Annotated in this window: 12 protein-coding genes; 3 read left to right on the forward strand and 9 right to left on the reverse strand. The window is 51.4% G+C overall.

The window, feature by feature from the left end:
* Nucleotides 1-2 precede the first annotated feature (2 nt).
* On the forward strand, nt 3-2,975 hold the full coding sequence (locus tag K3T83_RS30500; RefSeq protein ID WP_220206690.1) for an FHA domain-containing protein: 2,973 nt from the start codon (nt 3-5) through the stop codon (nt 2,973-2,975).
* A gap of 103 nt (nt 2,976-3,078) precedes the next feature.
* On the opposite strand, the gene K3T83_RS30505 is transcribed toward K3T83_RS30500, so the two are convergent.
* Nucleotides 3,079-3,702 carry a DoxX family membrane protein gene (locus K3T83_RS30505; protein ID WP_220206691.1) on the reverse strand — a complete coding sequence of 208 codons (624 nt, stop codon included), beginning with the start codon at nt 3,700-3,702 and terminating at the stop codon, nt 3,079-3,081.
* 447 nt (nt 3,703-4,149) lie between these two features.
* On the opposite strand from K3T83_RS30505, the gene K3T83_RS30510 reads away from it, so the two are divergent.
* Nucleotides 4,150-5,214 carry a UDP-N-acetylmuramate dehydrogenase gene (locus tag K3T83_RS30510; protein ID WP_220206692.1) on the forward strand — a complete coding sequence of 355 codons (1,065 nt, stop codon included), beginning with the start codon at nt 4,150-4,152 and terminating at the stop codon, nt 5,212-5,214.
* A gap of 83 nt (nt 5,215-5,297) precedes the next feature.
* Here the strand turns inward: K3T83_RS30510 and K3T83_RS30515 are convergent, their stop codons facing one another.
* From K3T83_RS30515 to K3T83_RS30545, 7 genes are all read right to left on the reverse strand, one after another.
* Nucleotides 5,298-5,528, reverse strand: coding sequence for a hypothetical protein (locus tag K3T83_RS30515; protein WP_220206693.1), 231 nt, complete (start codon nt 5,526-5,528; stop codon nt 5,298-5,300).
* Nucleotides 5,529-5,732: 204 nt separating this feature from the next.
* Nucleotides 5,733-6,689 (reverse strand): acetamidase/formamidase family protein, encoded by a 957-nt coding sequence (locus K3T83_RS30520; protein WP_220206694.1) that lies wholly within the window; start codon nt 6,687-6,689, stop codon nt 5,733-5,735.
* Nucleotides 6,690-6,954: 265 nt separating this feature from the next.
* Nucleotides 6,955-7,278, reverse strand: coding sequence for a nuclear transport factor 2 family protein (locus K3T83_RS30525; RefSeq protein ID WP_220206695.1), 324 nt, complete (start codon nt 7,276-7,278; stop codon nt 6,955-6,957).
* A 245-nt stretch (nt 7,279-7,523) separates the two neighbouring features.
* Nucleotides 7,524-8,159: a DUF4389 domain-containing protein gene (locus tag K3T83_RS30530; RefSeq protein WP_220206696.1), complete on the reverse strand. Its 636-nt coding sequence runs from the start codon at nt 8,157-8,159 to the stop codon at nt 7,524-7,526.
* Nucleotides 8,160-8,370: 211 nt separating this feature from the next.
* Nucleotides 8,371-9,198 carry an alpha/beta fold hydrolase gene (locus K3T83_RS30535; RefSeq protein ID WP_220206697.1) on the reverse strand — a complete coding sequence of 276 codons (828 nt, stop codon included), beginning with the start codon at nt 9,196-9,198 and terminating at the stop codon, nt 8,371-8,373.
* 24 nt (nt 9,199-9,222) lie between these two features.
* Nucleotides 9,223-9,600 carry a VOC family protein gene (locus tag K3T83_RS30540; RefSeq protein WP_220206698.1) on the reverse strand — a complete coding sequence of 126 codons (378 nt, stop codon included), beginning with the start codon at nt 9,598-9,600 and terminating at the stop codon, nt 9,223-9,225.
* A gap of 336 nt (nt 9,601-9,936) precedes the next feature.
* Nucleotides 9,937-11,178, reverse strand: a complete 1,242-nt coding sequence (locus K3T83_RS30545; RefSeq protein ID WP_220206699.1) for a serine/threonine protein kinase — start codon at nt 11,176-11,178, stop codon at nt 9,937-9,939.
* Nucleotides 11,179-11,829: 651 nt separating this feature from the next.
* On the opposite strand from K3T83_RS30545, the gene K3T83_RS30550 reads away from it, so the two are divergent.
* Nucleotides 11,830-12,942: a PLL family lectin gene (locus K3T83_RS30550; protein ID WP_220206700.1), complete on the forward strand. Its 1,113-nt coding sequence runs from the start codon at nt 11,830-11,832 to the stop codon at nt 12,940-12,942.
* A gap of 26 nt (nt 12,943-12,968) precedes the next feature.
* On the opposite strand, the gene K3T83_RS58025 is transcribed toward K3T83_RS30550, so the two are convergent.
* A complete protein-coding gene (locus K3T83_RS58025; protein ID WP_220206701.1) occupies nt 12,969-13,427 on the reverse strand; it encodes a hypothetical protein in 459 nt (152 codons plus the stop codon).
* Nucleotides 13,428-13,709: the final 282 nt, after the last annotated feature.

Here is a 13,709-nt window from a genome sequence, read left to right on the forward strand (position 1 = left end):
TTATGGAGAGAAACAATCAAGCGGGTTCGCTTCAGATCCTTACCGGACCGCTTGCCGGACAAACGTTTCCCATTTATGCTCCGACCATCACAATTGGACGCGATGCGGGCAACGATATTGTGTTGCTCGATCAAGCCGTTTCGCGCAGGCATGCCCGCATCGAGTATCAACAGGATGGTCAATGGCGAATTGAGAAGCTGACGCCGAATAATACGTTGCTGGTTAATCAGAAAGCAATTCAACAGGCGGTCATTCACGATCAGGATGTGGTGAGCCTGGGAGCAAACACCTCGTTTCGCCTTATCTCTCAGATGCAGCCTGTTCCTCGCAATACAGGCCGAGTCGCAGAGCCAGCGCCACATACGCCGACAATTGCCGTTGCTCTGCCTGTGCAGCCTCCAAACGTGGCTCCGAAGGGAACGCAGATCGCCCTCCCGCTCGATCAAATTGGTGAGGGCGTGCCATCGTTGGAGATCAGTACCAATACGGGACGCGCCAGCCAGACCTATCAGTTAACAAAACCGGTGATTACAATTGGTCGCGATCCCACCAATGATATTGTGATTAATGAGCCGACGGTTTCCAGCTTTCACGTTCAAATTGTGCGCGAAGAGGATCAATTAATCTTGCTCCATCCCCATCCTTCGCGACCACGTACCGCCAATGGTTTGATGTATCAGGGACAGATCATCGCGGGCGATCAGAAGTTTCGCAAGCAGCTCCAGCGCGGCGATATCTTTCGTATCGGCGATGAGGGCGGCGTGCTGGTGACGCTTACCTTCCACGACGGCACGAGCGCACCCCAGGAGGCGCTACCAGAGATTCGTCCCATTCCCCTGCATGATGCGATGATTACGCTGGGACGGCTGCCAGATAATCAGGTGGTGCTGAATCATCCCCAGGTATCGGGCCATCATGCGCGGCTGGTTCGTGATGCAAGGGGCTATCGCATCGTTGACCTGGAAAGCACCAATCATGTGTACGTCAACGCGCAACAGGTAAGAAATCAGCTTTTGCAAGCCGGAGATGTGATTCGCATTGGACCATTTAAGCTGACATTTACTGGAACGCAGTTGACGCAGCAGGACGAGAGCGGTGGTATTCGTATCGATGCGACCCATATTCAGAAGTTCGGCAATAAAAAAGTCGTGTTGCTCAATGACGTCTCGCTGGTCGTTCCGCCGCGAACATTTGTGGCGCTAGTTGGCGGTTCGGGTGCTGGAAAATCGACGCTCATGGATGCGCTCAACGGGCAGCGTCCCGCCCAGCAGGGAACGATTCTCTACAATGGGCAGGATTACTATCGCAACCTGGCCGCTTTTAGCACGCAGATGGGCTATGTGCCGCAAGACGACATCGTTCACCGCGACCTTACCGTCGAGCGCGCCCTCTATTATGCTGCTCGTTTGCGGTTGCCGGAGGACTTCACGAGAGCACAGATCCAGCAGCGCGTTGACGATGTGCTGGAAGACGTGGAGATGAAGCACCGCCGTAAATTGCTAGTAAGCAAGCTCTCGGGCGGACAACGCAAGCGCGTCTCAATTGCCTTAGAGTTGCTGGCGAATCCCAGCCTCTTCTTTCTGGATGAGCCAACATCGGGCCTTGATCCGGGCCTTGATCGTAAAATGATGCTGTTGTTGCGCCGCCTGGCAGATAAGGGGCATACCGTTATTCTGGTGACGCATGCAACCAGCAACATTAATGTCTGCGACGCGATCTGTTTTCTTGCTCAGGGCGGTCGTATGGCCTATTATGGACCGCCCAATCAGGCGCGTGCCTTCTTTGGCAAATCGTCGTTTGCCGAGATTTATACTGCGTTAGAGCCGACCGACGAGCGGCCCGATATTCCGGCAGAGGCGGAGGCGCGTTTCAAAGCCTCGCCCGATTATCAGCGTTATGTATTGGAGCCGCTCAAGCGGGGGCCGAACAAGAATATTGATGCCGTGCAGAGCACGACGGAGATCAAACAGCCCCGACGCGGCAAGTTCTGGCAGCAATTTTTATTGCTCTCATTGCGCTATGCGGAATTGCTCAAAAATGACGCTGGCAACCTGTTGATTCTGCTGTTGCAGGCACCAATCATTGCAGTGATTTTGCTGTTTATGGCCGGGCCTAATACTTTCACCGCCAACCATATCGTTGTGTGTCCGACGAGAGCGGATATTACCGCAACCTCTGGCCCCGTTGTTTCCACCGATTGTCAGCGGGTGGTGGACCTGCTCAATACGCCCCAGGGCCAGGCATTTGCGGCCAGCGAGGGGAAAAGTAAAGAGCAAATCTTGCAGGACTCGATAGCTCCCAGCTCGGGCGTAACGGCTCAGGAAGTGCTGTTCATTATGTCGTTTGCCGCCGTGATGTTTGGCTGCATTAATGCCGCGCGCGAGGTCGTCAAAGAGGGACAGGTGTATCGTCGTGAGCGTGCAGTCAATCTTGGTATTGCGCCCTATATGCTCTCGAAATGCTTTGTGCTGGGCTTGCTCTGCTTGCTGCAAAGCGCGATCCTGGTGTTGATCGTCAACGCAGGCATCCCGTTTCATCAGGGCATCTTTCTCCCGGTGGTGCTGGAGGTCTACATTACGCTGGCGCTCACCTCGCTGGCAGGCTTAATGCTGGGCTTAGCAGTTTCAGCCCTTGCGCCAAACACGGATCGAGCGATGAGCTTCGTGCCGATCCTGCTGATCCCCCAGGTGATCTTCTCGGGGATTGTTTTCACGCTGGATGGTCCGGCTGCTCAAGCTTTTGGCGGCATCTTTGCGGCACGCTGGGCGATAGCCGGCCTGGGTTCGTCAATTGGCCTGCACGCCGACAAATTGGGGGTCGATGACTTTGCCTACTGCGGCACCCTCTTCTCAACCTGTAGCAAATCGCAGGCGACAATGCATCTGTTGATCGTCTGGTTCGCGCTGCTGGCGATGATCTTGCTACTTGGTCTGGCGGTGGCGTATTTCTTGAAGCGGAAAGATAGGCGAAGTTAAGCTCACGAGTGCGATGATGTTAATGCTTGAAGAGCGGAAAAGAAAAAGGAGAAGGGAGCGATTTGCTCCTTTCTCCTTTTTGTGGAAGGATGTGATGTGTTAGTTAGCTAGTTGCCAGCGCTGCTTTCTTGGGGCGAGCCAGAGAGCCGGTCCAGGGTGTACCCAGGATTGGGAGGACGTAGCGGTCAAGACCCCAGTAGCCACCGATACGCCAGGCCAGAACCAGGAAGATGGCAAGTGCGCCGATAACCGGGTTGATGCTCACTGCGCCTGCCAGCATGAAGTTCAGGTTCATAAAGACACCGAAGAAGGCCGCGATACCAGTCAAGCAGCCAACGATCAGGCCAAGACCGACCAGCACTTCACCAAAGGTGACGGCATACGAGAAGACGGTGGCGTTAGGCAGAACTAGATTTTGCAAGAACCAGGCGTACCATCCCTGAACGGAGGGGTGCGCTCCGGTACTCAGCTTCAGCGCGTTAGTTGCGAAACCGGCCATTGCCGCGCCATCATGCCCGGAAAATACCCAGGCACCACCTTTTTGTGCTTCTCCGAACAGCGAGTAACCAGTCAATTTCTCAAAACCGGCGGAGAGCCACTCATAGCCAACATACAAACGAACGATCAACCAGAGCCAGGCCATACGAGTGTCAGCGAAGAAAAAACGAGCGATAGGGGGTTCGGGAATTTGCGTTGCTGCTTTCGGCTGCAATTGGAAGGCACGCATTGTTTTGCTCCTTTTTATACTATGCCTGAATGAGAGCGGCTACACTTGAGTGATACATTTCTAACAAAGACTATAAATTAGATCTCTTGGTGCGAGATGGAAGAAGAACTTTTTGAACGTCTCTTTGTTCTCGATGTTCGTTTCTTCTTTTCTCTGGCTATAGCATACTGTGACGGTATCTCTTTTTCGTCACACAGAGAACCTGTTCTATCACAGACGCATCACATGGAGGGGAAGACGGCGAGTGCGATGGTCTTTTTCTTTGATGAGGAACAAAAGTTCAGATAAGAGGCATTGTGATTGAAATGTGAGGTGAGCAGAGTAACCCGATAGGTCGTTGTGATGTGTGAGAGGTATAGTCTTTACTAGATTGTGAGAGAGAATGATGGATGTGGTTGTGGCATGGTTTGTACTTGTTTCTGTCTGCATAGTCAGGAGGCACTTCTCATGGCATTCAATCAAGATGAAGCCTATGCGCTCTTACATACGCACTTTCGGGATCGCGTGCGTCGTAACGAACCTTTAGCGCAATATAGTCCGCTTGGTATTGGTGGCCCGGCGGATCTCTGGATATTGCTGAACTCAATGGAAGAGCTGGTTCAACTGGTCAACACCTGTGCGGAGGAGCATTATCCTGTTCTTATTATTGGCAATGGTTCGAACGTGCTGTTTTCCGATGCAGGAGTTCGCGGTATCGTGGCGAAGGTCGCCACACATTCTTATACTGTTGAAAATCTTGGCAATGGACGCGGGTTGCTCATCGCCGACGCAGGGATAACTTGGCCCCGCCTTGCCTATGAACTGGCGGAGCTGGGTTGGGGTGGTCTGGAGTTTGGAGCCGATATTCCAGGAACATTAGGAGGAGGCATCGTCAGCAACGCGGGGGCGCATAATGAGGATGTGGGGCAGCATTTGCAGTGGTTAGAGGTATTGGATGCGCGGGGAGCCAATGCCGATGGGGAAGATACGATTGCATATCCGATGGTGCGCCGCTATGAACACGACGAACTGGATCTGAGCAATCGTCATAGCCGTTTTCGTGTGCAACGCTGTGCCTCTTTTGACGAAGATGGCCATCTGATGCCTTCTCTGCACACCATGATTGAACCGGGCGAAATCATTTTGCGCCTCGCGCTTACTTTATATCGTGATGATCCAGAACATCTCCACCGGCGACTCAAGCAGTATACAACTATGCATGAACAATTAAGGCCGTGCCATGCCGGGCCCTTGTTCAAAAATCCTTTTGGCCAGGATGTTAGCCACCTGATTGAGCGAGCTGGTATGAGAGGAAGGGTGCTCGGCAACGTCCAGGTCTCTTCGGCTGATGCAAACTATCTCGTGAATCTGGGTAGTGCGCATGCAACGGATGTAATTGCTCTGTTGACACTTATTCATCGACGGGTGCTTGAGCAAATGCATATCGATCTGGCCGTTGATCTTGAGCTACAGGGCGATTGGGAAGCGATGGGAGACCGGGAACAATTTGTAGGGACGGTAGAGAATGCGTAGGCGGGAGATGTCATACGCCAACATTTCTCTCACGTCTGAGGCGGCAGGAATAGTTGCTAGCGATTTTATTGCGCCTATCCAGACTATTCCTGCCGCCCCTGTACAGCCGCCGTTTCTACCAGCGTCAGGAGAGCAGAGACATCATCGATTGTTACACAGCAGTAGAAGACATCATCATCACTGCCCATGCGTTTGAATGCACAAAGATACTTCATCCCGTTTTGCTTGCTTGCGGCTTCTGTATGTTCTTGAAATCCATATCGCGACAGTTTTTGGATCATATCCTTGATGGTCATCTGCATTGTATAGTTCATCGGTGATCTCCTTTTGCCGGCTGGATGATAAATAACTCACAAGAATGAGTCTACTGAGATAGGAGATCCTTGTCAATTAAATCTTCATAAAATGTTTGGCCTATTTGGGGTCAATTTGGTTCATCATTATTTTTAAGCATTCAACAAGCAGAGATTCCGGGGTGTATATCCGAAATCTCTGCTTGTCTGGCTTTGTGTGGAGAGTTAGGCGGGATTGGTGAAAATGCTTAATGGTAGGAAGGCGCTGACCACCCAGTGGGGCGCATCCACAACCTCACACAGCTTCAAGTCAACGGCCACGCTACAAAGCATGTAGGCATCAGCGCGTGAGAGATGGTAGGTGCGTTGGAGGTAGTCGATCATATGGCGAATGGCGTTGCGCGTTGCCTCCATCAGGTCGGGTCCGATACCATCGGTGGCATAATAGCCAGCGGTATTGGTGCGTGGAGTTAGCGGACCTGCTGTGAGGAACTGTGGTTCTGGCACCTGAATATCTTTGCGCACCGTCAGGCGGAGAGTAGCCTGCATGGGCGTTTCGATGGCCGTTCCACACACTTCACCATCGCCCTGGGCCGCGTGTCCATCGCCGATAGAGAATAGCGCTCCGGTGACTTCGACTGGCAAATAAAGGTGCGCTCCCTTCGTCAGATGTTTCGTATCCATGTTGCCACCATGACGATAGGGTGGAATGGTTGAATGCGCTCCGGAAGCGGCAGGGGCAAGACCAATCTCGCCACAAAAAGGCTCAAGGGGGAGCTTAATGCCAGGGGCAAACTCGCCCCAGCCATTCGCGCCACCCTCAAGTTGCCAGATTTTGAGCGCGGGTTCGCTAAATTCATCGGCCAGTAAGCCAAAGCCAGGGATAATGGCGGTCCATCCCCACGTGGCGGGTTGTAGATCGACCATTTCAATCTCAAGCGTATCGCCTGGCTCTGCGCCTTCAACATAGATTGGACCGTTGACCTGATCGACCTGTGAAAAGTCGAGCGTCTTAACTGCCTCGATGGTGCTGTTTTCTGTGATTTGTCCACACGCAGCATCGAGCAGATCAAAGGTGAGGGTTTCGCCGGAGCGAATCGTGGCGATTGGTGAGATGCTGTGATCCCACGCCAGATGCCACTGATCGCAGTGAATATGAATGGTGCGTCGGGACGCCGTCATAAACTTGTTTGCCTTTCTTTGTCAATATATATTGAAGTAGAAGAATGAAATGGTTGAGCGCGTGTTTATTAGTAAATTTGCCCACATATGAGATTTTATCATCTCTTGACGATGTGGTGTAATAAGAAGAAGATCGATTTATGGAAGTGGTCAAACAAAGTGCAATGTTGCTCTCCAGGCAAGTAATGCCCGATCAGTGCGAGATTTGATCTACTTCAGGCCTGCTCTGAATGCGAGACAGGGAGATTGCAGCATTTTTCTCTTTTTAGCTGATCTCCAAGCGGGTGAGCAACCCATTATGAGCAGTAAAGGAAAAAGTGCCAGGTCCGGAATAGCCACCTTGAGATGCTGCTTGAACCTCTACAATCATTCCCTCTGTATCCTTCTCGCGTACTACATGAATTCGCATATGGACACCGATATTTTCGCGTTGCATCCATGCACGAATAGCCTTTGTCCCGTGATAAGTTGTGCCATCGACGACTATCGCATCATGAGCAAACAAAGCCATAAAATCATCGAGTCGTTCGTCATTGAGCGCTTCGATAGCTCGACGTACTAGTGGGGAGTGAAGAGACGAAATATCCATGATATTAGACTGACCTCTCTAAGAACAAGCGTTCTGGCAAATCTCGTTATCAGTTAATTATAAAGAAGTATAGGTTGTGGAATGTCATTTTGCAATGAATGTTAGCTGGCCTGTCAGTGGCATTCACAGAAGACTTACAATGGAGCGCTCAGGCGGAATTCGCGCGCCTGGACAGCAATAATGGCGTCTTATCTAGTAGGACGCCATTATTTGTCTCCTGATAGAGTAGCGTTATGCGATGTGTTTCATGGCCGCAGGCGGAACGGTGGATACTGGTCTGTAACCAGAAGGAGGGCGTAGGCGAGAACGCGATTGTGCCAGCGGAAGACGCCCTCGACAAAATCGAAAATCCCTCTGGGATAGTGTCCGGTAAACAGGATGGCAAACCAGGCGACGATGACTACTACAACGACCGCAATGTCCAGGAAGAACAGCACCACATAATGAGGAATTGCCAGTAGCCACTTGACCAGCGGCAACCATCTGTTCAAATCTTGTGCGGCATCAGGATAGGGGAAGTCCAGATGGACCGATTGTTCTTCGTCTGTGGCGGGATAACGATCATCCATGAGCGCGGTATATACCGTGACTCGATTTGAGAAGCGCAATAATTCACGATTCCAGTCGAACCACCATCGAGGGTACTTTTGCTGGAACAAGATCATCAGCAGTGGAGCAAGAAACAGCAGACCAGCAGCGCCGATAGTGATGACTGTGGTTCTGCTGTTCGAGGTCCATTGCCAATTTCCTCCCGAGATGGTTGCTAATACGATAGCAATAGGGATGACAGTGAAGATGCGGAAGAAGGTACTGAGCCGATTGAGTGGACGGTCGGGGTAATCAACTGAAAATTGAACTGGGTAGACCGTTTCTTGTTGCATCGCTTCGCTCCTTTGATAAGAACCACGTTCGTTCTTGGATATGATGCACATTAATCTTACTATAAGTGTATCATAAGTATTTCACAACAGTATCACTCTGATATGGTTTCTTATCACGGAGGTATCACGAGGAGTTTCGTTTGTGTACTATAAGGCAGATTAGTATGATGAATGGTCTACCCTATAGCACGCAACTAGAGTGCCGAATCTCTTATTGTTGATTAGCTGGTTTGTTGCCAGCAAGGAAGGGCGCGAGAACAGGGAGGAGAAGATCGGGTCGAAACACGATGTTGTAATGGGTGGTGCCAGGCAAGATGGCGAGTTGTGATGGAATGAGATGCTCGCCATTCCAGCCTGCATCCTGTTTGCCTCCACCTAACAGAGTGAAAAACTCGACTGCATGAGAAGGAGGGAGCGAATCGGAGTCACCTGCGACAATCAGCGTGGGCATAGGCAACGCAGACACCTGCTCCGTCCAATCATAGTCCTGACTCATTCCATCCTGCATCTCGGCCACGAAACGCGGGAAGTCGTCCGGCTTCGGGGCAACGCGCATATAGGCTTCGTACATTGGCGTACCCTGAAAGGCTTCAGGAGCCTGAGCTATCGATGCCATGCCCGTTTGAGTTTCGGGATGCCATCCGCTCCGTTTGAACGGAGAGGAGATCACTACGAGCTTCTTGACCTGTTCTGGATGGCGAATGGCGGTCTGGAGAGCCACAGCACCGCCAAGAGAGTAACCAATCACGTTGGCCTGTGCGATTCCAAGATGCTCTATCAAGCCAGCGATATCATCAGCCATCTGCTCAAAGCGGAGGGGACGATCTGTCAGGGCTGTGCGTCCATGTCCATACAGATCAACGCCGATGACCTGATGCTGTTGGATGAGCGTGGGAGAGAGGGCAGCGAACATCTCGAAGGTGCCAAAGCCACCATGAAGCATTATTAAGGGCGTGCCAGTGCCGTGAATTTCATAGTAGAGATTGATCCCATTGACAGATGCGTAGTTGCCTGTTGTAGGGTTCGTTGTGGGTGCCATAGGCAAAAGACTCCTTCTGGTGGATTATTCAGCAGACCAGAGGCCAATGCGGTTGCTCTCGCTATCGATGATTTGCGCCATGTAGCCCGGACTCATATCGCCTAAAGACATCTTTGCAATGACCACTTTGCCACCGGCTGCCTCTACTTTTGCCAGCGTTGCATTCAGATCTCCTTTGACCACCAGGTAGACGCACACGCCCTGGCCCTGACCGGGTTGATAGTTCGGATGTTGGACCAGTGCGCCCCCCGTCTCGCCCGGCTCCATCGGCAGGAAGGTATATAGCATATCTTCCATGTTCTGCTCTTGGAGTTGTTCGACGCCTAGAAGGGTCTGGTAAAAGTTTTTCGCACGTTGCATATCGGTGGTGGGGATCTCAACCCAATTGAAAAGATGTGCCATCGTCTCATGTCCTTTCTTGTATGGGTGCGTTTTTAAACGTAAAAGAGAGTCTTCCAGTACTAGAATCTAGCATAGAACAGTGCCAAAAACTTCTCGCATCTTGCGCTCTTTGCTAAGATGCCACTTGATGCGTTTGCGAGGCGAGCGAGTTTGCCCAACTGCTTGCCATCGGGCCCCACATAGAAGAAGGTGCCCATAGATGGCGTTTACAATGTACCTGTTGCCCCTTCTTTCCGCGCACGTGTTGTTCTTTTCTTTGCCACTGGAGATTTCGCAGGCGTATCCTCAGCCTTCTTCACGGTACGGGCTTTGCGGACAGGTGTTTTTGCCTGTGGCTCATCCACAGCGTTTTTTTTTTGCAACCGATGCCGGACGTTTTTTTCTCACCACCTTCTTCTCTGATGAATGAGCATCTACCTCGATTGCTTTTGAAGTTGTTTGCTTCGTCTTTGCCTTGTTTGTCGATCTCTTGACGGCAGGCTTTTTCTCTTCTGTAGGATCGGCCTGTTTCCTTTGAGCAGTTTTTGCTTTGACGGGGGTTGCTCTGACTCGTTGGGGTGCAGCAGTCTTCTCAGCAGCGACAGCCTTCGTTGTACGACGTTTTTTAGCGACCGGAGCAGTATGACCTGTTTCAGGAGCTATTACCTCTTCTGGTATACTGATCTCTGTTTTTTCGTAATAAATTGTGGAGTCGCTCTCCCTCGTTGCGGCAGTGCTTTTTAAGACTAGAGGCGACCATTTATGTGGTTTTCCGGCTTCTATTGCGGTGTTGAGAGCAGCTAGAAAGCCAGAGATATCTTTATAGCGGTCAGTATACTTTTTTGCCATCGCTTTAAGAATGACCGCATCCACCTGCGGTGGCAGGCTGGTGCGGAGCTGTGAGGGAACTGGTGGTTGTTCATAAAGGTGGGCATGCATCAATGCTGCCTGATCCTCTCCACGAAAGGGGCGTTTTCCCGTAAGCAGTTCATAGGCGATGCACGCCAGCGCATACTGATCGCTTTCTTTACGGACCTTCCCTTGAAATTGTTCAGGTGACATGTAAGCGGCCGTTCCTCCCAGGCTCTGAGCTGCCGCATTTGCTCTGCTCAACACGCGGGCAATATCAAAATCGGCCAGAACCGCTTGAGCGTTGGCATGGAAAAGGATGTTTTCGGGTTTCACGTCGCTGTGTACAATGTTATGCTGGTGTGCAAAGTGCAACGCCTCGCCCACTTGCTGCAAGACGAGGAGCGCTTCGTCTACCGATAGTGGGACAGCTGGCCGACGATTGAGTCTGTTGCGCAAGGAACCATGTGCGGCAAACTCGGTAATGATATATGGAAATCCCTCATAGATATTGGCATCAATGAGCGGAAGAATATGAGGATGCTGTAACGCTGCCAGCACACGGGCTTCGCGGAAAAAATCTTCCTGATCTCCCTGAGCCGGTAATTGGGCCGTATAGAGGAGTTTGAACGCGACAAAACGATTGGTCAAAATGCGATGTGCTGCTTGATAGATAATAGCAAACTGACCATGTGAAATCTCGGCCAGGAGGCGATAGTTGCCAATGTCCTGACCCACATGCATTACCATAAAAAAACACCTCATCAGAATTCCATACCCAGACGATCCTCTCTGGACAAACAAGCCTGGGTAGCCATATGAGCGCTTATTATACACTTTTTTCGCGCTGACTTAAAGTTACAGCACAACCATTTTTACTAAATGTTATTGCATATTTGTTCATCGTAGTGATTTGTGCCTCTTTCAACATATATAGCGAAAAAACTCTACTGGTGTCGTCTTACTGGCAGTTCTGCCTGCGCACATCTGTAAAAGTACCAGGGTAGACCTGCTTTTCCTTCTCAGGGAAGCAGGTCTACCCTGGTACTTTTACAGATGTGCTTTTTGGGGCCTCTGGCTATACTGTTATGGCAGAGATATGTCCCTCGCACTCTGGGAGAGGCATTGGACGCTGTGGCGTGATGTTGTAGGGAAATACCAACTGAGTTCTCGAACGTGTTGGCCTTCCTACTATCCACATGCATGCTACTGTGAAATCCAATGGGGTGTTTCCAGATTAACTATGCAACTGGGAGATCTCTCTGTTTCACTCAAGGAATGGTGGGACATGGAGTTACGTCTTGTTTGCTCCCATATCTTCCTGAAGAAGCGCAGAAAAGATCTTTTTGACCCTCAGATGCCCATGAGAAACGGGGTGGGTCATCGAGAAGGAGACATTTCATGAAAAAATCTTTGTGGGAATTGGTGGGTGGACCTCGTGCCCGCGCTTGTCGTAGCAGCGCTATCGCTATTGCCCTGGCGCTGCTAATAGGCGTGCTTTTGGGAGGGTTCCAGGTTCCTCAAGTCGCGGCGGTCCATGCTCAAACGACGATCAGCAAACAGCAGAACGGGGCTACTATACGCACGCAAGCTCAAGATGGTATGGCTCATCTGGATGTATTCGTGCGTGGTGCCGATAATGCTCTGTGGCACCGTTCAACGAACCTGGCTACAGGTATCGCGTCCCCTTGGCATAGTCTTGGTGGGCATATCGATTCGGCTCCTTCTGTTGTCTCCTGGGGGCCGGGACGAATTGATGTGTTTGCTCGTGATTTTCTGAGCACGAATAAGACGAATGGGTTTCTTGATCACGTCTGGTTCGATAATGGGAAGTGGTCTCAATGGGAAACGCTGGCACCGCCGACATCTACCAGTTGGCTCATTATTGAGACCGTCCATCCCCTCACCTCTGCTCCTACCGTTGCCAGTTGGGGACCAGGGCGTCTGGATGTGTTCGCATTTGTGGGGCATGCGCTGGTTCACAAATGGTTCAATAACGGTTGGCATGACTGGGAAACACTGAGTAATGGCAATTTCGTTGGCGACCCAGCGGCGATCTCCTGGGGCCAGGGGCGCATTGATGTGTTTGTACGTAGCTCGTATGCCAATGCATTAGAGGACAAGGTGTTCGATCATGGCCGTTGGACGAATTGGCAAGATCTGGGAGGGATCTTGACTTCGAGTCCTGCTGTCACCAGTGCAGTTCCCGGGCAATTACATGTCTTCGTACGTAATACCGCCAATGGGCTTTCAGAGAGAACGTTTTGGGCTGGCAGGTGGGGAGGATGGGAGAACATTGATAGTAACACTATCAACTCGTCTCCTGCGGCAGCCATTGTCAAGGGAGGCGATGGTGTGGGAGATGGGCGTCTGTCTGTGTTTGCTCTTGGTTTTAATCGGATGTTGTGGGAAAACTTCAAAAAAGCTGGTTACTGGGCGCACTGGAACCCTCTACAGCCTCCTCCAGCGGGTTTGAGCACCTCCGCACCTGCTGCTCTCTTTGTGATCTATTAGTTGCCCGTGTCACGATTACTACTTTGTTAGTTTCTTCGAGGACGGAACGTTTGGACCTGTTCAGTCTGAAGAAGCCAGAGGACGAGATCCTGGAACAGCCAGAGCAGCACCTGTCGATGCACGCCAGGCAGCGAGCTTCGCGTGATGCAGGGGGAAAACGCCTCCTCGGGAGGCAGAGGAAGAGTGAGGCGATGAAGCATGAGAAAGCTGTAGGCCAACAGGGCCAGGGCCAAGTGCCGATGCAAGCCGTTCCAACTGCGTCCCTGGTAATGATCCAAGCCACATTCCTGTTTCGCATCTTCGTAAAACTGCACACTGGCCCAGCGAGCATGGGCCAGTGTGATCAGTCGCTCCAAAGAAGTCTCGGGGGCAAGGTACTGAACCAGTATTTCGTCTTCAATCACCTCATCGTCCGAGACTCCTGTGTAGGTTTGCACGATGGTTGCCAGTGCCAGTAGTGCTGGAGCAATGGGTGGCTGGTGCATAGAGTGTGGCGAGTTCTTCTTGAAAGGCGTTTCCAAACAACTCATAGCGGTGATGACGGAGGAAGACAAACAAATTCCCCGTTTGATGCGTTGGGTGATGGTTTGCTCCGCGCACGAGAATTAAACTGGAGGATGTTAGGATGGGGGCGCATGCTCTCTTCTTTTTCAAGGTTGGCGGACTCTTAGGCCCGCCAACGAAGTGTACAAGCGCTTTGCAGTTCATCAGCGAAGCCGCGCGAACCTGAGAGGGAGCCTTCTTTTTTCTCCGGTGTTTCGAATGGC

This window comes from Reticulibacter mediterranei, from assembly GCF_016587455.1.

Excerpts from the sequence above, each read along its gene's own strand:
- K3T83_RS30500 (WP_220206690.1), top strand. The coding sequence starts at position 3 with ATGGAGAGAAACAATCAAGCGGGTTCGCTTCAGATCCTTACCGGACCG.
- K3T83_RS30505 (WP_220206691.1), bottom strand. The coding sequence starts at position 3,702 with ATGCGTGCCTTCCAATTGCAGCCGAAAGCAGCAACGCAAATTCCCGAA.
- K3T83_RS30510 (WP_220206692.1), top strand. The coding sequence starts at position 4,150 with ATGGCATTCAATCAAGATGAAGCCTATGCGCTCTTACATACGCACTTT.
- K3T83_RS30515 (WP_220206693.1), bottom strand. The coding sequence starts at position 5,528 with ATGAACTATACAATGCAGATGACCATCAAGGATATGATCCAAAAACTG.
- K3T83_RS30520 (WP_220206694.1), bottom strand. The coding sequence starts at position 6,689 with ATGACGGCGTCCCGACGCACCATTCATATTCACTGCGATCAGTGGCAT.
- K3T83_RS30525 (WP_220206695.1), bottom strand. The coding sequence starts at position 7,278 with ATGGATATTTCGTCTCTTCACTCCCCACTAGTACGTCGAGCTATCGAA.
- K3T83_RS30530 (WP_220206696.1), bottom strand. The coding sequence starts at position 8,159 with ATGCAACAAGAAACGGTCTACCCAGTTCAATTTTCAGTTGATTACCCC.
- K3T83_RS30535 (WP_220206697.1), bottom strand. The coding sequence starts at position 9,198 with ATGGCACCCACAACGAACCCTACAACAGGCAACTACGCATCTGTCAAT.
- K3T83_RS30540 (WP_220206698.1), bottom strand. The coding sequence starts at position 9,600 with ATGGCACATCTTTTCAATTGGGTTGAGATCCCCACCACCGATATGCAA.
- K3T83_RS30545 (WP_220206699.1), bottom strand. The coding sequence starts at position 11,178 with ATGGTAATGCATGTGGGTCAGGACATTGGCAACTATCGCCTCCTGGCC.
- K3T83_RS30550 (WP_220206700.1), top strand. The coding sequence starts at position 11,830 with ATGAAAAAATCTTTGTGGGAATTGGTGGGTGGACCTCGTGCCCGCGCT.
- K3T83_RS58025 (WP_220206701.1), bottom strand. The coding sequence starts at position 13,427 with ATGCACCAGCCACCCATTGCTCCAGCACTACTGGCACTGGCAACCATC.